Raw genomic sequence first — 21,290 nt, 5'->3', positions numbered from 1 at the left:
AACTGGTTCGTGTTTTACAACGACGAGGATCGAGTGGGCATGGGGGGCGTGGCCGAGTGTGACGAGGACACCGGGCGCGGTGTCCTCGCCGAGCTGAACAAGTTGGCGGTCGGCCCGCTGGCGGAGTCCTTCGTCGAATCCGACCGCGTCCCACCGGTCTACGACCCCAAGACGTTCAGCGCGACCCTCCCCGAGGCGTTCAAGAAGTCCTACCGGGCGCTGTGGGAGGGCGAGTGGGGCCGTCTCGGCCTCACCAACGAACTCGGCGGCTTCGGCCTCCCGCCGACCGTGCAGTGGGCCGCGGCCGAACTGATCCTCGGCGCGAACCCCGCGCTGTTCATGTACCTGGCAGGCCCGAACTTCGGCATGGTGGTGCACCGCAACGGCACCGAGGAGCAGCAGCGCTGGGCCCGGCTCATGATCGACCGCGGCTGGGGCGCGACCATGGTGCTGACCGAGCCGGACGCCGGTTCGGACGTGGGTGCCGGGCGCGCCAAGGCTGTCCGGCAGCCGGACGGCTCCTGGCACCTCGACGGCGTGAAGCGGTTCATCACCTCGGGCGACCAGGATCTGACCGAGAACATCATGCACATGGTGCTCGCCCGCCCTGAGGGCCACGGCCCTGGCACCAAGGGCCTGAGTCTGTTCCTGGTGCCCAAGTTCCACTTCGACACCGAGACCGGCGACCTCGGCGAGCGCAACGGCGCCTTCGTCACCAACGTCGAGCACAAGATGGGCCTCAAGGCGTCCACCACGTGCGAGCTGACCTTCGGCCAGCACGGCGTCCCGGCCAAGGGCTGGCTGCTCGGCGAGGTGCACAACGGCATCGCGCAGATGTTCCAGGTCATCGAGTACGCCCGGATGATGGTCGGCACCAAGGCGATCGCCACGCTGTCCACCGGCTACCTGAACGCGCTGGCCTACGCCAAGGAGCGGGTGCAGGGCGCCGACATGACGAACATGCTGGACAAGGCCGCCCCCCGGGTCACCATCACCCACCACCCGGACGTGCGGCGCAGCCTGATGCTGCAGAAGGCGTACACCGAGGGACTGCGCGCGGTGTACCTCTACAACGCCTCCTTCCAGGACCAGGTGTGGACCCAGGAGGGCGGCGAGGAGGACGTCAAGCTGGCCGAGCGGGTGAACGACCTGCTGCTGCCGATCGTCAAGGGCGTGGGCTCCGAGCGGGCCACCGAGCAGCTCGTGCAGTCGCTGCAGACGCTGGGCGGCTCCGGGTTCCTGCAGGACTACCCGATCGAGCAGTACATCCGCGACTCCAAGATCGACTCGCTGTACGAGGGCACCACGGCGATCCAGTCGCTGGACTTCTTCTTCCGCAAGATCGTCCGCGACAAGGGTCAGGGGTTGGCGTTCATCGCGGGCGAGATCACCGGGTTCATCGAGTCCGAGGGCGGCAACGGGCGACTCAAGCAGGAGCGCGAGCTGCTCAAGCAGGCCCTGGAGGACGTGCAGGGCATGCTCGGCGCGCTCATCCAGTACCTCACCGCCGCCCAGGAAGACCAGCGCAGCCTGTACAAGGTCGGCCAGCACAGCGTGCGCCTGCTCATGGCGACCGGTGACCTGCTGGTGGGCTGGCTGCTACAGCGCCAGGCTGAGGTCGCCATCGCCAGGCTTGACGCGGGCACGGCGGGCAAGGACAAGGGGTTCTACGAGGGCAAGATCGCGGTGGCGTCGTTCTTCGCCAAGAACGTGCTGCCCGAGCTGTCGGCGGGCCGCAAGATCGTCGAGTCGGCCGACAACGACCTGATGGACGTCGACGAAGCGGCGTTCTAGGAAACCAGCGCTACCCTGCGGCGCGGACGGCGGCGGTCCCCGGTTCACCCCGGGAGACCGCCGCTGTTTCCTTTCTCAGGTGCGGTGGGCGCGGGCCGCGGCGAAGCAGTAGGCGCCGAAGGCGGCGAACCCGAGCGCGACGGCGACCAGCAGGATCGAGCCGAACGGCCGGTCGGCGAGGGTGCGCAGCGCCAGGTCGAGGCCGCCCGCCTCGCCGGGGTCGGCGTCGAGGGCGGCGGTGCCGAGCAGGCCGCCGATGATGCCGATGCCGACGCCCTTGGCGATGTGGCCGATCATGCCGAGTCGCTCGACCAGTGTCCGCGAGCCCGACGGCAGGTCCGAGCTGTCCAGGTCCTTCATGAACGACTTGCGCACGCCGGAGGAGATGCTCGCGACGCCGACACCGATCACGGCCAGCGCCACCAGCCCGACGACGACCCGGCCCGCGGGCAGCGCCATCACCCGCGCGGTCAGCTCCTGCTGGTTCTGGTCGCCGCCGCTCCCGCCGCCCGCGCCCGCCGCGATACGGACCGAGGCGATGCCCAGCGAGATGCCGACGACCCCGCGCACCGCCGCGCTTGCCCGCTTGAGGGTGCGTTTGTAGGTCTTGTCGACCCACCGGTAGCTGACCGCGGCCATCAGGAGTTGCCACAGGCCGAACGCGAAGAGGCCGACGCCGAGCACCCACAGCACGGCCACGCCGAACGTCGTCGTGGCGATCTCGGCGAGCGCGCCGGTCTGGTCGGCTTCCTGGGAGTCGCTGCCTATGGCGATCCGAACAGCCAGGTACGCCACGATGATGTACACCGCGCCGAAACACACCATGCCCGCGCGGCCGAGGACCTTCACCGCGTCGTGGTTCTGCGCGCGCCGCCCGGCGGCACCTACTGCGCTGGTCATCCCGCCTCCGAAAGGGTCCCATTCGAGTGAAACCGCTATCCCGGAAGGTGTCCCTGGACGGGCGCGATCAAACCTGCGGTGCGACGCTTGGCGGGAAGCAGTTCGACAGACACGAATCGGGGAGCTGGCATGGGTATCGGAGGCATTTTCAGCGCCATCATCGTCGGCGCCATTCTCGGCGTCGTCGGCCGGGCGATCGCGCCGGGCGACCAGAAGATCCCGTGGTGGCTCACCATCCTGACCGGCATCGCGGCGGCCTTCGTCGGCACACTGCTCGCCAAGCCGTTCGGCTGGGACACGACGAGCGGGATCGACGTCCTGGAGATCGTCCTGCAGGTGATCGTCGCGGTCGTCGCGGTGACTCTGGTGGCAGGCGTCTGGACCAAGATGAAGGGCGGCCAGGCCGCACGGCACTAGAACATGAACGACGGGCCCCGCACACGCGTGCGGGGCCCGTCGTATGTGCTGGTCAGGCGGGTGGCGGGGGCGCTCCGCAGATGATCTTCGGCTGCGGGTTGTAGCGGACGGTCCGGGTGTCGCGGCGGACTTCGCGGCCGCTGCCCGCGTCCTTGATCACGCGGGTGTCGGAGGTGGTGAAGCCGGGCGCGCCGTTGCTCGGCTTGCAGTTCTCGGCGGGGCCCGCCTTCTCCTGCGGCATCGTCTCCGCCGAGCGACCGCCGGGAACCGACTCGACCACGTAGCGCTTGGTGCCCCAGATCTTCACCGTGATCGACGACGGCGTCCAGATCGTCTGGATCGCGACGCCGGTCTGCGAGTCGTTGGTGAACTTGAGGTCGATGACGCTGCCGCCGCTGGGGTTCTGGAACACGGTGGCCTCGCGCGCGGCCGGGTAGCGGCTGATGTAGTAGCTGTGCTCCTTGTGCCCGGCGTCCTTGAGCGCGGCGAAGTACGAGGCGTTGTAGAGGGTGGTGGCGAACTGGGAGATACCGCCGCCGACCTCGCGCCCGGGGGCGCCCTCCTTGATCACACCCGCCTCGACGTAGCCCTGGGCGGCGGTGCGCGGGCCGGTGAACCCGTTGAGGCTGAACGTCTCGCCCGGCTTGACGATGGCGCCGTTGACCTTCTGCGCGACCACCTTGATGTTGACGCCGGAGTCGGCGGCGAAGCCCTTGGTGGTGAACTCGCCGATGACCTCCTTGATGCCGAGCTGGTTGGCCTGCTCGGTGGTCACCTTGGCGGGCTTCTTGGTGTACTCGACCTTGATCTCGCGGCCCTCGGTCTTGCGCAGCACGTCGAGCAGGGTCACGAACGCGGTGTCGTACTTGACGCCGAGGCCGTCGACCGACGGGGTGACCGTCGGCGCGCCGCCCTCGAACACCACCTGGGCGTCCTTGCCCTCCTTCTCGGTGGACAGGAGCTGCGGCTGCACCGCCTCGATGATCTTCACCTGGTCGAGCATCGGGTTCAGCCCGCCGCCGTCGGCGGGCTCGAAGGTGAGCGCGGTGGCGATCACCGCGGGCTCGATGGCGGCGTCCTTGCCCTCGCCCTTGACCACCACCGGCCCGGACACCGCGGGCTTGGCGATCTGGTCGAACGCCGCGCGGACGCCCTCGGCGGTGGTCTTCACCTGGGTGGTGGTCACCGGCAGGTCCAGGGCCGTGTCGCCGACCCAGCCCGCGACGATGACGTCGCGGGCCTTGTCGGCGTCCAACTCCTGGCCGGGCACCGGCTCGACCGCGACCGGCGTGACGCCGTCGAAGCGGATCGTGCCCTCGGCGGGCGCGCGCGTGGTCTTGGTCTTGAGCTGCTCGACCGCGGCGAGCAGGGCGGCGTTGTCGGTGCCGGTGACGAAGCCGACTTCGCGGGTGCTGAACAGCGAGCTGATCCGGGTGATCGGGTTGAGCGGCTGGTCGCCCGCGAGGTCCAGGGTGGCGTTCCAGTCGAGCGTCAGGCCGGACTTCGCCGGGTCGAGCTGCTCGTCCACGCTGCCGACGCGCACCGCGACGGGCTGGGTCAGCCGCGGTTCGATCCGCTCGCGCAGCGTGCTCTCGGCCTCCGCGCGCGAGAGTCCGCCGACTTCGACGCCCGCCACCGTGACCCCGCGCGGCACCTCGCCGCTGCTGAGCGCGAGGTCGATGCCGTAGAGCAGGGCGAGGGCGCCGACGATCCCGCCCGCGATGATCGCGGGTTTGCGCAGGTTGCGGCCCTTGGCCTGGTCCGGCTCGGGCACGGGCCGCGGCGCCACGATCTTCTCCGTCGCGGCGTCCCACGGCGAGCCAGCGGCCGAGCGCACCGAGGGCAGCAGATCGGTCTGCTCCGCGTGCGACTTCGGCCAGTTGTGGTCGTCCGGCACGACTACACCTTTCCCTTACAGATACAACCCGGTCCCATGCTCGGTGCGCTCACTGGCGATGGCGTGCACGTCGCGCTCGCGCATCACCAGGTAGGTCTGTCCCTGGACCTCGGCTTCGAGTTGGTCCTCGGGGTTGAACAGCACCCGGTCGGAGACCTTGACGGTGCGCACGGTGGTGCCCACGCCGAGCACATCTCCCCAGGCGAGCCGCTTGGCCATCTGCGCGGTCGCCGGAATGACGATGCCGCCGGTGCTGCGCCGTTCACCTTCCTCGGGCGTGAGCTGTACGAGCAACCGATCGTGCAGCATCTGGATTTCGAGTTTCAGTTCCGGCACCGGCGCATGGTATCTGTCGGCTCGCGCGGCTGGTGCAGCCGTGCTATTGGTCGGGGTCGAGGCCGCCCATCACCAGCGGCAACCGGCGCATCCCCGATTCGGTGACGCGGACCGGAACGCCCCAGTCCTGTCGAGTCAGATGACACGCACCGTGTTCGGCGCCGTCATCATCGCAGCTTGCCGCCTGCGCCACGACGTGCAACACGCCCTCGGTGAAACCCTCCGCGACAACCAGCCGCCGGGTCAGGTCGGTGCCCACGCCCGCGCCATCGGCCAGCAGCTCCGGCGGCGACGAGGTGACCTCCAGCCGGGTGGACGGGCCCCAGCGCTGGTCGAGCTTCTGGCCCGGCGGCGGAGTGAACACCACGGCCAGATCCAGCTCGCCCGCCGCGATGTCGGACGGCGGGCGGCGCACCTGGTGCGCCTCGCCCGCGACGAGGTGGGCGGCGGCCACCGGGCGCTCCAGCTTGTGTGCCGCGGACGCGACGACCACGAGGTCGCCGTCGAGCAGGGCGGCGCCGGACGGCTCGGCCAGGCCGGTCGCCAAGGTGCTGACCTGGCCGGTCGCCGGGTCGTAGCGGCGGATGGCGCCGTTGTAGGTATCGGCGATCGCCACGGCGCCGTCGGCCAGGACGGTCACGCCCAGCGGGTGCTGCAACAGGGCCTGGTCGGCGGGGCCGTCGCGGTGGCCGAAGTCGAACAGGCCGCGGCCGATCGCGGTGTACACGACGAACCCGTCCGGGCCGGGCTCGACCCAGCGCAGCGCCGAGGTCTCCGAGTCGGCGAGCCAGAGCCGGTCGGGCGCGGCGGCGAGGCCAGAGGTCTGCGCGAAGAACGCCTCGGCGGCGGGGCCATCGTGCAGGCCCTCGACGGTCGTCCCCGCGAACCGGCCGACCTCGCCGCGCACCGGGTCGAACAGCCCGAGCGTGTGGTTGCCCGCCATGGCGATCACCACGCCGCCCGCGGGTTCCCACCAGGCCACGTCCCACGGCGAGCTCAGGTCGATCTTGAGCGCGGGCCCGTCGGTCTCGCCGTCGCGCCACTGGGCGCCCGTGCCCGCGATCGTGGTGACCTCGCCGGTGCCGGTGTCGATGCCGCGCAGCAGGTGGTTGACCGTGTCGGCGACAACCAGGTCGTACCCGACCCGCTCGGCGATGTGCGCGGGCAGCACCGCGATCCCGGACGGCTCGGCGAACCGGGCCGCGACGCCGTCGGTGTGGCCGCGCTCGCCGATGCCGTAGGCGCGCAGCACGGTGTCGCCGTCGAGTTCGACCACGCGGTGGTGCGCGGTGTCGGCGACGAACAGGGTGCCCCGGCCGGTCGGGACGGCCTTGGCGGGAAACCGCAACACGGTCGCAGGCGCCGGGGGCGGCACGTACGGGCCGTCGCCGCGGTGCAGGGTCCCCTTGGCCTCGTGCTCGGCGATCACCTCCCGAAGCACCCGGCGCAACGCCTCCGCATGCCCCTCACCAGCGGCGATGTGCACCACGTAGCCCAGCGGATCGACCACGACGAGCGTCGGCCACGCCTTTACCGCGTACGCCTGCCAGGTAGTCAGCTCGGGGTCGTCCAGCACGGGGTGGCGCACGTCGTAGCGCTCCACCGCGGCGGCGAGCGCGTCGGCGTCGGCCTCGTGCACGAACTTCGGCGAATGCACCCCGACCGTGACCAGCACGTCGGCGAACTCGCGCTCGATGGGACGCAGCTCGTCGAGGACGTGCAGGCAGTTGATGCAGCAGAACGTCCAGAAGTCGAGCAGCAGCACCTTGCCGCGAAAGTCGCCGAGGTGCAGGTCCTTGCCCCCGGTGTTCAGCCAGCCGCGGCCGACCAGCTCGGCCGCGCGCACCCGGCCCCGGATCAGAGAAGTCACGTGCGAAGTGAACACCGCGCGCCGGGAGTGTGTTCCGTCAGAGTCCGGGGATGCCGCGCGCGGCGAAGGCGGCGCGGACCGTGTTCGCCGCCGACGTGCCGTACATGGCCCGCGCGGTGTCGACCGTCGCCAGCGCGGCGGCGGTGAACGAGGTGTCCGGGGCGAAGGCGAACTGGGCGTTGACGATGATCCGGTCGGCCACCGTGGGGCCGAGCGCACCGCGGATGTCCCAGAGCGCGCGCGACCAGATCATGCCGTCGCGGTGGACGCTGGTACCGGTGCGATCGGCGTAGACCAGGTTGCTGTCGACGCGGCGCAGGCAGTGCGGCGTGGCGCTGGTGTAACTGACCGCGTCCCAGTCGGCGACGCACGCGGCGGGCGCGTTCACCGGCCAGCCGTACTGTCCGGCAGCCGCCAGTCCGACGGTGACCGCCAGGTAGTCGCCGAAGGCTTCGCCGATGGAGCCCGCCTCGTGCGCCGACCCGAACCCGGGGACCTGGGCATCGTGCACCGCGTGGCCGTACTCGTGCACAACCACCTCGGCGTCTTCGGCGTCGTCGACACCGCCCTTGCCGAGCCGGATGATGTCGTGCTTGTCCCACGAGTAGGAGTTGTCCTGGCCCCACTGGTTGGTGCGGACGTCCTGCGACTCCGCGTTGACCGCGCCCAGTTCGCCGCCGAACCCGAGCGACTGCAGGTACTCCTGCGCCTGGTTGACCCAGAAGTAGGCCATGACCTGCTCGAACTCGTCCTGGTTTCGGGTATAGACGAATCGGCCCTCGGCCGATCGGGCGGGGTTGCCGGTCTCGGCGCGGACGTTGACCCAGCGGCCGGTGAGGGTGCCGGAGCCGTCGAGGTTGCGCAGCGGCACCGTCACATACGCCGACCCGGGCACCGCCGCCGCCGCGTCCTTCGCGTCGACCAGTCCCTGGTTGCCGCTCGACTGCACGGGGTTGACCATGAACACCTGCCCGGTGCCGGTCGTCACGCCGGGCGCGGCGGAGACACCTGGCGCCGCGGTCAACGCGAGTCCGGCGGTCAGGGCGAGGACAGTGCGGCGGCGCATGGGGTCTCCAGGGGCCAGGGGAACGGGTGACCTGCATCGTGCACCCCCGGCCCGGCCCAGCGGAAGCCTTCCGTGGGCCGCCGTCAGTTGGCGATCGTGGGCGCGGGCCAGGAACAACTGGGCCAGCACCGCGCCGAACAGGCAGAGGAACATGCAGCCCGACGAGCACCCACACCACTTCCGGCACCCACGTGCCGCGGTCGCTCGGCGCGAACCCCGAACAGCACCCCGGCTAGCACGAGGCCGATGAGCACCGGTAGGTCCCGGCGTGGTCACCCTTCGGCGGCCTGCTTGAGCCTGGCCAGGGTGCGTTCGATGTTGCGCTGGTTCTCCGCGGGCCGGTCGGTCACCCCGGTGGCGAGGACCGTGATCGGCCGGAACCAGCCGGGCCTGCGGTCCCACGCGCTCTCGGTGACCCGACAGCCCGTCTCGGTCGGCTCGATGTCGTACTGCCAGCGCGACACCGGCAGCCCGAGCGAGCGGACCTCGAAGGCGAACCGGCCCGGCCCGGCGTCGGTCACCGTCGACACCGTCGTCCAGCGGCGGATTCCGCGCCGGTTCACGCCGCGGAACCGGGCGCCGACCCGCGCCGCCACGGCGCCGCCGAGCCAGCTACCGCCGCCGAACTCCTCGGCCAGCCCCGCCAGTCCTGGCAGGTCGCTGACCAGCGTGTAGACCCGATCGGCGGGCGCTTCCACCTCGACCTGCGCGTGTGCGTCCGGCTCGGTCATGACCGCTCCTCCCACTGGGTGCCTGCTGCTGAACAGTAGCTACGTGGTGCGGCGCAACATCCGGGTGACGCCCGTGGCCACCGTCGTGGCCAGGATCCAGCCGACGGCGACCAGCGCCGCGGAGATCCACTGCGACGCGCCGCCGACGGTCCACTTGTTCTTGTGGCCGAAGTCGACGATCGGGACCAGCAGGTCGAGGGTGTAGAGCAGCGGGTTCCACACCAACTGGTCGTCGGTGTTGGACTCGTTCGGGGTGGGCATGACCGAGAACCACAACGTGCCAAGGACGAGGCAGGCGAACAGCCAGGCCAGCGCGCGGGTCGGGCGGTAGCCGTAGCCGACCATCCAGCGCTGCAGCCAACTCCACACCAGGATGCCCGGCCGGGTGAACCGGGCGCCGTCGCCGAGGGCGAGGTAGCGCCTGCGCTGCTTCTCGACCAGCACGGTCGCGGCGTGTTCCTCGTTGCCGCACGCGCGGAGCATGGCGGCGAACTGGTCGTAGGGGCCGGGCCGGTAGACGTTGCGCATCCCCTCCCGCAGCCAGACCAGGCGCTGGCCGATCTGGGCGTCGTCATCGAGCGCGATCGGGTCGGCGAGGGAGTTGTAACGGAAGTCTTCCAGGTCGATGCGGCCGAGCGCGCGCCAGAACTTGTCGTTGTCGGCCAGCGACGCGCAGTGCAGGTGCCGCAGGTCGATCCGGCCGTTGGGCGGTGTGCCGACCGCCAGCCGCAACTCCTGGGTCCGCACGCCGAACGCGTTGAGCGCCACCCGGCTGCGGGTGTTGCCGAGTTCGGCGCCGTCGAAGTTGGTCTCCCGGCCCACTTCCGCGCGGCGCATGCGGATCTCGCCGTGCGCGGAGAACGGCGTGTCGCCGTCGGCGCAGATGAGGTCGCGGCCGATCGTGGCGACGCGGAGGTCGAGCGATGGCTTGGGCGACTTGTCGCGGTGGTAGGTGCCGGGGGCGAGCAGCCTGCTGCCGCGCAGGTCGAGGTTCGCGCCGATTCTGGCGCTGGGTAACAGAACCGAGCCGAACACCAGCACCGCGCGGCCGTCGAGGTTGCCGCCTACGGCGAACCGGCGGCCCTCGACGGCGTCGCCGTGCCGGTTGCTCAGGACGGCGCCGTCGAGCAGGACGCTGCCCTGCACTTTGACGTCCACGAGCCGGATCTGGCCCGCCACCCGCGCGTCGCGGGCGTCGATGCCGCCGCGGACCTCGGTGCCGTCGAAGTGCAGCGAGCGGTCCGGGTACGGGCCGGGCGGCGGCCGGCCGGAGCCGACCTGCTCGACGAATTTCTCCTGGCCGCCGGAAAGGTCGATTCTGGCGTGGCTGAGCCGAAGCGAGCCGCCGATGGTGGCGTTGACGATGCGGATCGTGCCGGTGCTGGTGAACCCGCGGTCGAGGTTGACGTTTCCGTCCACTTTGGACCGGTCGGCGACCAGGGTGGCGTTCGGGTCGAAGAACGGGTCGTCCGGCGGCGCCGGGCGGGAGTGCTCGGTACGCGGCGACAGGTGGGCGCCGCGCAGGGAGAAGTCGCTGTCGACCCGGGCACTGGGCAGGAACACCTGGCCGACGCTGCGAAACGGCACGCCGCTGGCCGGATCGGGGGTCAGGTGCAGATTGCCACCGACGTGCACGCCGTTGCCGTTGAGCGCGAACCCGCCGGGGTTGTGCAGCAGCGCGCCCGCGAAGTTGACGTTGCCGCCCGTGCGCAGGCCGGGGATGCGGACCTCGCCCTCGGCCACCAGGTTCGCCGCGAGCAGCGCGCCCGCGAGCTGGAGCCGGTCGGCGTGCAGCGCGGGACCGCCCGCGCTGACGAGCTTGCTGTTGCGCAGCACCAGCGATCCGTGGATCTCGCCGTCGGTGAGGTCGACCGTGCCGTGCACGACGCTGCCCGCGACCAGCAGCACATCGTTGTCGCTGTGCAGATTCCGGCCCTGGAGACCCGGTAGCGCGCAGTCGCGGAACTCGACGCCGGCGAGCTTGGCCTGGCGCAGGTCGGGCGGCTGCGCGAACCGGCAGCGGACGAACTCCAGCAGGTACGGGAACTCCACGGCGCGCAGGTCGAGCGGGCCGACGAGGTACTTGTCGGACACCGTGAGCACCGGGGCGGCGGCGGGCTTGCGGCGGCGCAGCACCCCGCCCGTGTCCGGCTCGACGCCGCGCCGCACGACGTCGGCGGCGGGCATCCGCGCCCACTCGGGCGGTGTCGGGTCATGCGGGTCGAGGATGCCGCCGAGCTGCTCGTCTCCCGCGATGCCCGCCATGTGTCGCCTCCCCGGTGCGGAACCCAGGAGTTGGACGCGCGACGATCACGCTTCGTTCCCTCTCGATCGCCCTGCGCTATCGCCCCCGCCGGACACCTGCGTCGTTCTGGAAGCTACCCTGCCTACTTCTTCTGGTTCGCATAGAGAACCAGCAGGTTGTAATAGTCGGTCGTGTCCGGCTTGGTGACCTTGTTGGTGTCCCCATGCATCAGGACGTTCTTTTTCTTGCGGTGACGCAGGCCGACGGCATGGCCCATTTCGTGCACGACGACGTTCAGGGTTTCAACCTTGCCTGCCTCTTCCAGATTCTCGGTGTACAGCGTGATGTGGCCACCGATCGTGAAACCTTTCTTTTCCTTGGCGTCGAAGTTGCCGTCGTCGTCGCCGCCCTTGGAGTCGTCGAGGCTGATGGTGACGCAGTTGGCGTCACGCGGACAGTCCTTGATCAACTGTGGCTTGATGCACGGGCTGACATCCCAGAGCTCGACGGCCTTGCGGTGGTGTTTCAGATACTCCGAAGTCAGACCTTTCGTCTCGAAGAAGATGACAACTTCCTTGCCCTTCGCTCGCCGCCAGGGGAGCTGGTCATCGTCATAGTCCTGATCCCGCAGTTTCTTGTCCTTGCCGATGGCGCATTCGTCCGTGACGCCCAAGACGGCGCTATGCGCCTCGGGGGCGATCGGTGGCGCCAATTGCACAAGGCTCGCGCCGACCACCACCGCGGCGACAGCCAGCGCAATCACTGTGCGACGTTTCTTTACGCGTGGCACGTTGGTCGTCTCGTCGTTCATGACCCCTCCTCAAGGTTGCCTGCGCCGCGCAACCTACTTCGACGAGGTGGGACCAGTCCCCAGTGTGTCCGCAACTGTCCAACGTCGGCTTAAGTGCCGGGCTAGGGGTTCAGATGGGTCGGGTCGAGTACGCGGCTCAGGAACGTCTTGGTGCGCTCCTCCCGCGGCGCGCCGATCACCTGCGCGGGCGGGCCCTGCTCGACGACGTAACCGCCGTCCATGAACAGGACTTTGTCCGCGACCTCCTTGGCGAACTGCATCTCGTGCGTGACGACCAGCATGGTCATGCCCTCGTCGGCGAGCTTGCGCATCACCCCGAGCACCTCGCCGACCAACTCCGGGTCGAGCGCGGAGGTCGGCTCGTCGAACAGCATGACCTCCGGGTCCATCGACAGCGCCCGGGCGATCGCGACGCGCTGCTGCTGGCCGCCGGAGAGCTGGCTGGGCAGCGCGTTGACCTTGTCCTCCAGCCCGACGCGCGCCATGTTCGCCAGCGCAACCTGCTCGGCTTCGGCCTTGCCGCGGCCGAGCACTTTGCGCTGCGCGATGGTGAGGTTGTTCAGCACGGTCAGGTGGCCGAACAGGTTGAACGACTGGAACACCATGCCGATCCGGGTGCGGGCGGCGTCGATGTCGACGTCCGGGTCGGTCAGCTCGACGCCGTTGACCACCACGGTGCCGCCGTTGGGCTGCTCCAGCAGGTTCACGCAGCGCAGCAGCGTCGACTTGCCGGAGCCGGACGGGCCGATGATGCAGATGACCTCGCCCGATGCCACCTCCAGGTCGATGCCCTTGAGCACGTCGAGGGGGCCGAAACTCTTGGTCAGACCGGTTATCCGAACCGCGGGCTCGGTCACTTCGTCGCCTCCACGGTCACGTCGGTCGCCTGCGGTGAGCTGATCTTCTTGCCGCCGGTGCGCTTCTCCAGGTACCGGGACAGGTAGGACAGCGGGATCGTGATGATCAGGTAGCACACGCCCGCGACCAGCACCGGGGTGAGGCTGCGGGACTGGTTCAGCTCGGTGCGGCCGAACTGGGTGAGTTCGTACTGGAGCTGGCTGGAGCCGAGGAACAGCACCAGCGAGGAGTCCTTGGTGAGCAGGATCAGCTCGTTGGTCAGCGGCGGCAGGATGATCTTGAACGCCTGCGGGATGACGATCCAGATCATCGCCTTGGCAGGCGACATGCCCAGCGAGCGGGCCGCCTCGACCTGGCCCTTCGGCACGGCCTGGATACCGGCCCGGATGGTCTCGGCCATGTACGCCGAGCCGACGATGCCGAGCGCGATCATGATCGAGATGTACCGGTCGAGCTGGGTGCCGGGGAACGCGAGCGGGATGCCGCTGCCGATCGCGAGGATGATCAGCAGCGCGGGCAGCCCGCGGAAGAACTCGATGTACGCGCCCGCAAGCCACCGGTAGGCGCCGACGGTGGACAGCCGCATGAGGGCGAGCACGACACCCAGCACGAGGCCGAACCCGAAGCCCAACGCCGTGTAGATCAGCGTGTTGACCAGCGCGACCGTGATGACCTCGGGGAACATGCCCGACGCCACCTCGACGTCGAAGAACGCGCGCCGGATCTGCCCCCAGTCGGCGGCGAACGCGACGAACAGGACGACACCCAGCAGGACGGCGTACTGCGCGCCCCGGATCACGCGCACCCGTTGGCGCTTGGTCATTGCCATACGACTTGCTCCTAGGAAGTGGCGGTACGCATGCGGCGGGGCCGGCGCGTCGCGCGCCGACCCCGCCTGGACGTCTACTTGGTCGGCTTCTTGCCGAACCACTTCTCGTAGATCTTGTCGTAGTCACCGCTGGACTTGGCGGCGGCGAGGGTCTCGTTGATGACCTTGAGCAGCGCCGCGTTGCCCTTCTTGACCCCGATGCCGTACTGCTCGCCGGTGTCGAACTCCTTGCCGACCTCGAAGTCGGGCTTCTTCTTGATCCAGTCGAACAGCACGCCGTTGTCGTTGATGGCCGCGTCGACCGTGCCGGTCTCCACCGCGGTCAGCAGCAGGCCGAGATCCTCGAAGGTGACCAGTTCGACACCGGGGGCGTTCTTCGCCGCGTACTCCATGCCGGTGGTGCCGTTCTGCACGCCCAGCTTCTTGCCCTTGAGCTTGTCGAAGTCGGTGACCCCGGCGCTCTTCTTCGCGACCAGCGCCTGGGTGGCCTCGAAGTAGGGGTCGGAGAAGTCGAAGTTCTGCTTGCGGGTGTCGGTGATCGTCATGCCGGCGGCGGCGAGGTCGCACTTGCCGGAGTCGAGGTCCACACCGGACTGGATGCCGTCGAACGGAGTGTCGACGATCTCCTGGGTGACGTTGAGCTTCTTCGCGACCAGGTCGACCAGCTCGACGTCGAAGCCGATGACCTTGCCGTCCTTTTCGAACTGGAACGGTTCGTAGGGCAGGCCGGTGCAGGTCACGAGCTTGCCCGACTTGATGAGCGCGGGGGCGTCCGCTCCGCCGGTCTGGCCCCCGGCCGGGGTGGTCTCCGACCCGCAGCCCGCAGCGGCGACCGCGAGGGTCAGCGCGGGGAGCAGGGCGAACACCTTGAGCTTGGATCGACGAAGCACGGTGTCACTCCTCGTAACTATGTTCAGATCGAGTGCACGCATACTGCCACCGTCGGCGCCCGATGGGCAGTGTCAGCCAGTTCGTCACACGCCCGCAGCCGACTTGTTGCGCGCGCGTCATGTGCGCCGCGAGTCCGGTTCGACCGAAATATTCGCGGGCCAGCCCGCCAGCAGGACCGCGACCAACGCCGTCCAGCCGGTCTGGTGGGCGGCGCCGAGCCCTTCCCCGGTGTCGCCGTCGAAGTACTCGCTGAACGTCACGTGCTCGCTCCACAGCGGCGAATCGGTGGCCTCGATCCGCTTGCCGTCCGCGGGCCTGCGGCCGTCCGGGCCGGGCAGGAACAGCGCCGCGAGCCTGCGCGCGAGGTCGCGGGCCGCCTCGCCCGCGGACACCTTGTTGCCCGAGCCGGTAGGCAGCTCGACTGTCACCGCGCCCTGGTGGAACTCGTCCAGCACACACAACGCCTCGACCAGCAGCGCGTTCGTCGGGAACCAGATCGGCCCGCGCCAGTTCGAGTTGCCGCCGAACATCGGCGTGCGCGATTCGCCCGGCTCGTACTCGATGCGGTGCGGGGAGCCCGCGATCTCCACCTCCAGGCCGCCGTGGTGGGCCGCGGACAGCGAGCGGATTCCGTGCGGGGACAGGAACTCCGCCTCGTCGAACATCCGGCTCAGCACGCGGCGCAGCTTGCGCTCGTCGAGCAGGGAGAGCAGGGCGCTGCGGTCGCCGTTGGCCGCGGTGCGCCAGGTGAGGAACTGGCCGAAGCCGGGTTGGCGGCGCAGCAGGTAGTTCAGCCTGCCCGCGAACCCGGGCAGCTCGGCGAACACCCACGGCTCCAGCGACGCCGAGGCCAGCACCGGGATCAGCCCCACCATCGACCGCACCCGCACCGGCCGCGCCTCCGTGCCGCCGCCGGGCAGCCTGCGCGAGACCAGGTCGTAGCAGAAGCCGTCCTCCTCGTCCCAGATCGGCCGCGCCGCCGACCCGAAGTGCGTCGACGCCTGCGCGATGGACAGGAAGTGCTCGACGAACTTGGTCGCCACGTCCTCGTACGCCTCGTCGTGGCGGGCCAGTTCCAGCGCGATCTGCATGAGGTGCAGCGCGTAGGTCGCCATCCACGAGGTGGCGTCGGACTGCTCGAACCGCCAGCCGTCGGCGAGCGGGGCGGAGCGGTTGACCGGGCCGATGTTGTCCATCCCGAGGAAGCCGCCTTCGAACAGGTAGCTGCCCTCCGGGTCCTTGCGGTTGACCCACCAGGAGAAGTTCAGCAGCAGCTTGTGGAAGACCCGGGCGAGGAACACCCGGTCGCCGGTGCCGGTGGCCGCCTTCTCCGCGCGGTAGACCTGCAGCGTCGCCCACGCGTGCACGGGCGGGTTGACGTCGCCGAACTCCCACTCGTAGGCCGGGAGTTGGCCGTCCGGGTGCATCAACCACTCGCGGCACATCAGCAGGAGCTGCTCCTTGGCGAACGCCGGGTCGATCAGCGCGAACGGCACCATGTGGAAGGCCAGGTCCCACGCGGCGAACCACGGGTACTCCCACTCGTCCGGCATCGACAGCACGTCAGCGACGTCCATGTGCTTCCAGTGCGCGTTGCGCGCGTGCGGGTGCTGCCGCTCGTGCGGCGCGGGCGGGTGCGCCGGGTCGCCCTCCAGCCATTCCCGCACCTTGAACCGGTAGTACTGCTTGGTCCACAGCAGACCGGCGAACGCCCGCCGCGTCACCTTCTTCTCCTCCGGCGGCGCGTCGGGGGCGATCCGGGCGTAGAAGGCGTCGGCCTCTTCCTTGCGCTCCCACATCGCGGCGAGGAACGTGCGACCGAACGCGCGGCCGTGGCCGGTGCCCGCGATCAACCGCAGCCGCACCGTCACCGACTCGCCGGGGGCGACGGAGTCGAAGTGGTACCAGGCCGCGGCTTTCGTGCCCGGCTGCGAGGCGCCCCCCGGCGCCACCACCTGGCAGGCGTCCGGCTTGCCGTCGACCACGTGGTCGCCGATCCCGGACTTCGTGTAGCGGCTCGGGTTGACCGAACGGCCGTACAGCAGCGCCTCGTCGGTCTCGTTGTCGGTCACCAACAGCGACGGCGCGCCGTCGAAGTGCACGGTGTAGCGGCCCAGCTTCGGGTGCTCCGCGACCACCCGCGCCCAACCGTCCACACTGGACGCGATCAGCGCGGGCCTGCGCGCGTCCCGCCCCCACGACCACGTGTTGCGGAACCACACCTGCGGCACCAGATGCAGCGGCGCGGCGTCGGGCCCGTGGTTGGTCGCCACGATCTCGACGCACATGTCGTCCGCCGCCGCCTTCGCGTAGGTCACCTCGACGTCGAAGAACCGGTTGCCGTCGAGCACCCCGGTGTCGGCCAACTCCGGCTCGCGCGCGTCCCGCCCCGCCCGCGCCGCCAGCTCACGCAGCCGCGCGTAGGGGAACGCGGCCTGCGGGTAGCGGTAGAGGACCCGCATCCACGAGTGCGTCGGGGTGCCGTCGGTGATCCACCAGTGCTCCTTGACGTCCTCGCCGTGGTTGCCCTCGGCGTTGGTCAGGCCGAAGTACCGCTCCTTGAGGATCTCGTCGCGGCCGTTCCACAGGCCGAGGCTCAGGTTGAGGAAGCCGTGCCGGTCGCAGATGCCCGCGATCCCGTCCTCGCCCCACCGGTAGGCCCGCGAGCGCGCCTGATCGAACGGCAGATACCCCCACGCGTCGCCGTTGCCGGAGTAGTCCTCGCGGACCGTCCCCCACTGCCGCGCCGCCAGGTAGGGCCCCCACAACCGCCAAGGCGACTCCGCGGACGCCGACTCGGCCAGCCTCTCCAGTTCGCTCACTCGCGCCAGTGTGGTGGACCCACGCGGATCGGTGAAAACGGACCACAGCGCGTGACCGATGTTCTAGTATCCGTCACGGGGGGACCGCGCGCCAGAGCACTCGGGGGGCACCATGACGTCGGCGTTCGACAGCATCGGTTCGTCACTGGGCCACATCGTGGCCAGCGGCCCCATGGGCGCTCCGCCACCCCGGCAGGCGACGGCGGCGGATTCTCCTTTGCCCCGAACGAGATCCGCGCCATCGTGACCGACTGGCTGGACCTGGCCGACAGCTACGCCGCATCCCTCGATGCGTCGAGGTATTTGGCGCAGATCGAGGGGGCTGGGCTTGGCTACGCGAGTCAGATGCACGCCACGGTGGCCAATTCGGCTGGTCAGGCGTATCTCGACTCGCTCGTAGAGAAGCAAGAGTACGCCTTGACCAGGCGCAGAAGTTCAAGGATGCCTTGCATGACTATCTTGGCGTCGACCGGGAGAGTGTCCGCGACATCAACGCAGCGGGCGAATCCGGCCCTCCGCCGGGGTCGGACATCGACGGAGGAATCTGACTTGCGGCCGCACATTTGCACGTTGGTCCTCTGCGCGGCGCTCGGTATGGCCGCGCTCGCCGGGTGTACCAGTGAACAGCCAGGTCAGGCCATTCCCGGCGGCACGCCACCGACGTCGCGGCCACCGACCACTTCGGTGTCCCCGTCCACGACATCGAGTGGGGAATCGGCGGACCTACCTTCCGACGGGGCTCCGAAGGTCGAGAGCCCGATCGAGACGACCAAGTTCCAGCAGGATCCGTGTCTGGTACTCACCGATACGCAGACCACGAAGCTCGGGGTCGCCTCGCCAGGCACGGCACGCGCCACGGGTGTGGGCAACGCGTGCAGATGGCGCAACGATGATGGCGGCAGCATCGAGATCAGTTGGGGCGAGAAGATCCCGCGCGGATTGAGCGCCGCCTACAAGGCGAATAATGCGGGGAAGTACGTGTACTTCAATGCGCTCCCGAGCATCGAAGGCTTGCCCGCAGTCGCCCTCGACGTGGTTGATAGGCGCGACAAGGGCAGTTGCGGGGTTGAGGTCGGTGTCACCGACAGGTTGACCTTCCAGGTGGGGCTGTCACAGTCGAGGTCAAAGATCGGTACTGCTGAACCGTGCAGGGTGGCCGCGGAGGTCGCGGCGGAGGCTGTGCAGACCATGAAGGCGGGGGGCTGATCGTGTTCGACAGTGGCGGCGACAGGGAGCACACGCGGGCGTCGTTCCTGCGGGACGACGACGCGGAGGCGATCTTCGGCACCGACCGGATCACCGCCGCGCCGGGCATCGGGGAGTAGCAGTGTCGAAGATCGAACTGTCGGTCCACACGCTCTACCGGCTGGTGCGGCAGCACAATCTGGGCGAGCCGCACACCGTGTTCACCGGTGGCGAGCGCTACTTCTCGCCGCGGTTCAGGCAGGAGACCGACGCGCGGTCGCGGCGCGAGTTGGACGCGGCGGGGGTGAACACGCCGCGTGGGGTGGACGAGGAGTTTCTCGGGCTGCTGTCGGTGATCCAGCGGGCGGCCGTGGAGTACTACGGCTGGCTGCACGACGCGGAGGGCCCGTATTCGGTGTTGGCGGCCGCGGCGGGCCGGTCGGCGGCGCTGGCGCAGCGCATCGACGACAAGGTGAGCATCGAGCGGATCGACCCGGCGAAGGTGCTCGATTCGTTCGTGTACCGGCTGCCGAACGTGCCCGCGAGCCGGGGCGAGCCGATCTCGGTGCCCGCGGCGGACTTGCGGCCGCAGCCCAGGGCCGACGGGTTCAGCATGAGCAGGCCGCGGTCGGCGCGTCCGCCCGCGGCGCGCAGGCTGGAGGCGCTGATGCGGGCGCCGCGGGTGGGCGGTGGCAGGCTTTACACCGCCAGGCGCGACCACCGCGGCAAGCGGGTCCGCGCCGCCGACTGGGTCAGCGTCATCGACGTGCCGGACGGCCGCTGGGCGGTCTACCAGGCGCCGGGTCGCGGCGAGCGGTCGGTGACGGCGGTGCCGGGCACGCCACAGTTGATCGGGAGGCGACTCGCCGAGTTGCACCAGGCCATCGCGTGACAGGCGCGCGTCACTACTCTTGCCGAGCGTGGACGGCGACCTCCCTTACGACCGCGTGATCCCGCCCGACCGCTGGCTCGGGTGTCTGCTGGCGGGCGCGGTCGGCGACGCTCTCGGGGCTCCGGTGGAGTTCCTGACGATCGACGAGATCCGGGCCCGGTTCGGCCCCGGCGGCACGACGGGGTACGCCGACGCCTACGGCGGCCGGGGCCGGGTCACCGACGACACCCAGATGACGCTGTTCACCCTGGAGGCGATGATCCGCGCCCACGTGGGCAGGCGGCTGCTGTATTTCGAGCAGCAGACCTCGTCGGTCGTCCAGCACGCCTATCAGCGCTGGTATCACACCCAGGGTGTGCCGTGGCACCGCGCGGGCGGGTCGTACGCGATGGAGGCCGAGCCGGACGGGTGGCTGGTGCGCGAGCGCGAACTGTTCCACCGCCGGGCGCCGGGCGCGACGGTGCTGAGCGCGTTGCAGGGGTTCGCGGAGGGCGCCGAGCGGGGCACGCTTTCCCATCACCTCAACGATTCCAAGGGTTGCGGCGCGGTGATGCGGGCGGCGCCGTGCGCGCTGTGGTCGGAGGACCCGCTCGACGGGTTCGTCATCGGCGCGCAGGCGGGCGCGCTGACCCACGGGCACCCGACCGGCTTCTTGACCGCGGGCACGCTGGCGTTCCTGGTCCACCGCCTGCTCGACGGCGCCGCGCTGCCCGAGGCGCTCGACGACGCGCGGGCGGAGCTGGTCACCTGGGAGGATTCGGCGGAGACGGTGGCGGCGCTGGACGCGGCGGTCGCGCTGGCCAAGCGCGGGCGGCCGACGCCCGAAGTGTTGGCGGCGGAGTTGGGCGGCGGCTGGGTGGGCGAGGAGGCGCTGGCCATCGGGGTGTGCGCGGCGCTGGTCGCGGAGGATCTCGCCGACGGGCTGGTGTTCGCGGTGAACCATTCGGGCGACAGCGACTCCACGGGCGCGATCTGCGGCAACCTGCTGGGCGCGGCGCACGGCGTCGGCGCGATCCCGGCGGAGTGGCTCGCCGAACTGGAGTTGCGCGAGGTCATCGAGCAACTGGGCGGCGACGCGCTGATCGAGTTCAGCGCGGCGAACTCGCTGGCCGACCCCGACTGGCGGTCCCGCTACCCGGCTTGGTGAAACAGGGGCTTGCGCAACGGTCGGATCAGACGGTGAGATCACCTCAGGTCGGCGACACGGGGGAATCGGGATGAGCCAGCCGTCATTCGGTGGGGACGGGCACCAGACCGAGCAGGAGCTGCGCCGCTGGGCGGCCGATGTCGAGGCGAAAGCCCAGCGCTACCACCGGATGCAGAACGAGGTCGCGCAGGTGAGCGTGGTCGAGTCCGACCGGGACGAGGTGGTCAGGGTCACCGTCGACGCGACCGGCGCGGTGACCGACCTGGTGATCAGCGACCGGTGCTACGAGCTGAGCGGCGGCGCCGAGTTGGCCGCGCTCGTGTTGACCACCATGCGGCGCGCCCAGTCGCGGATCACCGAGCGGGTCTCCGAGGTCATGGCGCGGACGGTCGGCGACGACGCGCAGACCGTGGCCGCGGTCGTCGGCTCCTACCGCGAGCGGTTCCCCGAACCCGACCCGGAACCGGTGCGCGGCGTCGAGGAGTTGAGTCTCGGCGACGTGCCCGAGGACCCGCCCCCCGCGCAGTCCGCCACCCGCCCGAAGCGGGCCGACGACGAAGACGACTGGACCGGACCGTCCATCCTGACCTGATCGAAGG

Annotated in this window: 18 protein-coding genes; 6 read left to right on the top strand and 12 right to left on the bottom strand. The window is 70.0% G+C overall.

The window, feature by feature from the left end:
* Nucleotides 1-9 precede the first annotated feature (9 nt).
* Nucleotides 10-1,794 (top strand): acyl-CoA dehydrogenase, encoded by a 1,785-nt coding sequence (locus ACT4N7_RS07795; RefSeq protein ID WP_444827928.1) that lies wholly within the window; start codon nucleotides 10-12, stop codon nucleotides 1,792-1,794.
* 75 nt (nucleotides 1,795-1,869) lie between these two features.
* Here ACT4N7_RS07795 and ACT4N7_RS07790 read toward each other — a convergent pair whose 3' ends face one another.
* Nucleotides 1,870-2,694 (bottom strand): DUF1206 domain-containing protein, encoded by an 825-nt coding sequence (locus tag ACT4N7_RS07790; protein ID WP_444827924.1) that lies wholly within the window; start codon nucleotides 2,692-2,694, stop codon nucleotides 1,870-1,872.
* A 129-nt stretch (nucleotides 2,695-2,823) separates the two neighbouring features.
* Between ACT4N7_RS07790 and ACT4N7_RS07785 the strand changes: the two genes are divergently transcribed.
* Complete coding sequence (locus ACT4N7_RS07785) at nucleotides 2,824-3,111, top strand: GlsB/YeaQ/YmgE family stress response membrane protein (protein WP_444827923.1); 288 nt, start codon at nucleotides 2,824-2,826, stop codon at nucleotides 3,109-3,111.
* A 52-nt stretch (nucleotides 3,112-3,163) separates the two neighbouring features.
* Here ACT4N7_RS07785 and ACT4N7_RS07780 read toward each other — a convergent pair whose 3' ends face one another.
* From ACT4N7_RS07780 to ACT4N7_RS07730, 11 genes are all read right to left on the bottom strand, one after another.
* Nucleotides 3,164-5,008 (bottom strand): VanW family protein, encoded by a 1,845-nt coding sequence (locus ACT4N7_RS07780; protein WP_444827922.1) that lies wholly within the window; start codon nucleotides 5,006-5,008, stop codon nucleotides 3,164-3,166.
* Nucleotides 5,009-5,023: 15 nt separating this feature from the next.
* A complete protein-coding gene (locus ACT4N7_RS07775; protein WP_444827927.1) occupies nucleotides 5,024-5,317 on the bottom strand; it encodes a GroES family chaperonin in 294 nt (97 codons plus the stop codon).
* A 70-nt stretch (nucleotides 5,318-5,387) separates the two neighbouring features.
* Nucleotides 5,388-7,190 (bottom strand): thioredoxin-like domain-containing protein, encoded by a 1,803-nt coding sequence (locus tag ACT4N7_RS07770; protein WP_444827926.1) that lies wholly within the window; start codon nucleotides 7,188-7,190, stop codon nucleotides 5,388-5,390.
* A 61-nt stretch (nucleotides 7,191-7,251) separates the two neighbouring features.
* A complete protein-coding gene (locus ACT4N7_RS07765) occupies nucleotides 7,252-8,280 on the bottom strand; it encodes a M36 family metallopeptidase (protein WP_444827921.1) in 1,029 nt (342 codons plus the stop codon).
* A 272-nt stretch (nucleotides 8,281-8,552) separates the two neighbouring features.
* Nucleotides 8,553-9,011, bottom strand: a complete 459-nt coding sequence (locus ACT4N7_RS07760; protein ID WP_444827920.1) for an SRPBCC family protein — start codon at nucleotides 9,009-9,011, stop codon at nucleotides 8,553-8,555.
* A 39-nt stretch (nucleotides 9,012-9,050) separates the two neighbouring features.
* Nucleotides 9,051-11,276, bottom strand: a complete 2,226-nt coding sequence (locus ACT4N7_RS07755; RefSeq protein ID WP_444827919.1) for a hypothetical protein — start codon at nucleotides 11,274-11,276, stop codon at nucleotides 9,051-9,053.
* Between the two features lie 122 nt (nucleotides 11,277-11,398).
* A complete protein-coding gene (locus tag ACT4N7_RS07750) occupies nucleotides 11,399-12,067 on the bottom strand; it encodes a matrixin family metalloprotease (RefSeq protein ID WP_444827918.1) in 669 nt (222 codons plus the stop codon).
* A 101-nt stretch (nucleotides 12,068-12,168) separates the two neighbouring features.
* Entirely contained in the window at nucleotides 12,169-12,924 is a 756-nt protein-coding gene (locus ACT4N7_RS07745) for an amino acid ABC transporter ATP-binding protein (RefSeq protein ID WP_444827917.1), read from the bottom strand.
* Nucleotides 12,921-13,754: an amino acid ABC transporter permease gene (locus ACT4N7_RS07740; protein ID WP_444827916.1), complete on the bottom strand. Its 834-nt coding sequence runs from the start codon at nucleotides 13,752-13,754 to the stop codon at nucleotides 12,921-12,923. The genes ACT4N7_RS07745 and ACT4N7_RS07740 overlap by 4 nt, the downstream gene beginning before the upstream one ends.
* Before the next feature lie 74 nt (nucleotides 13,755-13,828).
* Entirely contained in the window at nucleotides 13,829-14,644 is an 816-nt protein-coding gene (locus ACT4N7_RS07735) for a basic amino acid ABC transporter substrate-binding protein (RefSeq protein WP_444827915.1), read from the bottom strand.
* 117 nt (nucleotides 14,645-14,761) lie between these two features.
* Nucleotides 14,762-17,467, bottom strand: a complete 2,706-nt coding sequence (locus ACT4N7_RS07730; protein ID WP_444827914.1) for an MGH1-like glycoside hydrolase domain-containing protein — start codon at nucleotides 17,465-17,467, stop codon at nucleotides 14,762-14,764.
* A 243-nt stretch (nucleotides 17,468-17,710) separates the two neighbouring features.
* Between ACT4N7_RS07730 and ACT4N7_RS07725 the strand changes: the two genes are divergently transcribed.
* From ACT4N7_RS07725 to ACT4N7_RS07710, 4 genes are all read left to right on the top strand, one after another.
* On the top strand, nucleotides 17,711-18,673 hold the full coding sequence (locus tag ACT4N7_RS07725) for a DUF3558 domain-containing protein (protein WP_444827913.1): 963 nt from the start codon (nucleotides 17,711-17,713) through the stop codon (nucleotides 18,671-18,673).
* Between the two features lie 121 nt (nucleotides 18,674-18,794).
* Nucleotides 18,795-19,544: an ESX secretion-associated protein EspG gene (locus tag ACT4N7_RS07720; protein ID WP_444827912.1), complete on the top strand. Its 750-nt coding sequence runs from the start codon at nucleotides 18,795-18,797 to the stop codon at nucleotides 19,542-19,544.
* Between the two features lie 28 nt (nucleotides 19,545-19,572).
* Nucleotides 19,573-20,691: an ADP-ribosylglycohydrolase family protein gene (locus ACT4N7_RS07715; protein WP_444827911.1), complete on the top strand. Its 1,119-nt coding sequence runs from the start codon at nucleotides 19,573-19,575 to the stop codon at nucleotides 20,689-20,691.
* Between the two features lie 70 nt (nucleotides 20,692-20,761).
* Nucleotides 20,762-21,283 (top strand): YbaB/EbfC family nucleoid-associated protein, encoded by a 522-nt coding sequence (locus tag ACT4N7_RS07710; protein ID WP_444827910.1) that lies wholly within the window; start codon nucleotides 20,762-20,764, stop codon nucleotides 21,281-21,283.
* Nucleotides 21,284-21,290 lie beyond the last annotated feature (7 nt).

The organism is Actinokineospora sp. (assembly GCF_052390155.1).
In the GTDB taxonomy this organism is placed as follows: Bacteria; Actinomycetota; Actinomycetes; order Mycobacteriales; family Pseudonocardiaceae; genus Actinokineospora.
This window is presented reverse-complemented; position numbering and strand designations above follow the sequence as displayed.

Excerpts from the sequence above, each read along its gene's own strand:
- ACT4N7_RS07790 (WP_444827924.1), bottom strand. The coding sequence starts at position 2,694 with ATGACCAGCGCAGTAGGTGCCGCCGGGCGGCGCGCGCAGAACCACGAC.
- ACT4N7_RS07785 (WP_444827923.1), top strand. The coding sequence starts at position 2,824 with ATGGGTATCGGAGGCATTTTCAGCGCCATCATCGTCGGCGCCATTCTC.
- ACT4N7_RS07775 (WP_444827927.1), bottom strand. The coding sequence starts at position 5,317 with ATGCTGCACGATCGGTTGCTCGTACAGCTCACGCCCGAGGAAGGTGAA.
- ACT4N7_RS07765 (WP_444827921.1), bottom strand. The coding sequence starts at position 8,280 with ATGCGCCGCCGCACTGTCCTCGCCCTGACCGCCGGACTCGCGTTGACC.
- ACT4N7_RS07760 (WP_444827920.1), bottom strand. The coding sequence starts at position 9,011 with ATGACCGAGCCGGACGCACACGCGCAGGTCGAGGTGGAAGCGCCCGCC.
- ACT4N7_RS07755 (WP_444827919.1), bottom strand. The coding sequence starts at position 11,276 with ATGGCGGGCATCGCGGGAGACGAGCAGCTCGGCGGCATCCTCGACCCG.
- ACT4N7_RS07750 (WP_444827918.1), bottom strand. The coding sequence starts at position 12,067 with ATGAACGACGAGACGACCAACGTGCCACGCGTAAAGAAACGTCGCACA.
- ACT4N7_RS07740 (WP_444827916.1), bottom strand. The coding sequence starts at position 13,754 with ATGGCAATGACCAAGCGCCAACGGGTGCGCGTGATCCGGGGCGCGCAG.
- ACT4N7_RS07710 (WP_444827910.1), top strand. The coding sequence starts at position 20,762 with ATGAGCCAGCCGTCATTCGGTGGGGACGGGCACCAGACCGAGCAGGAG.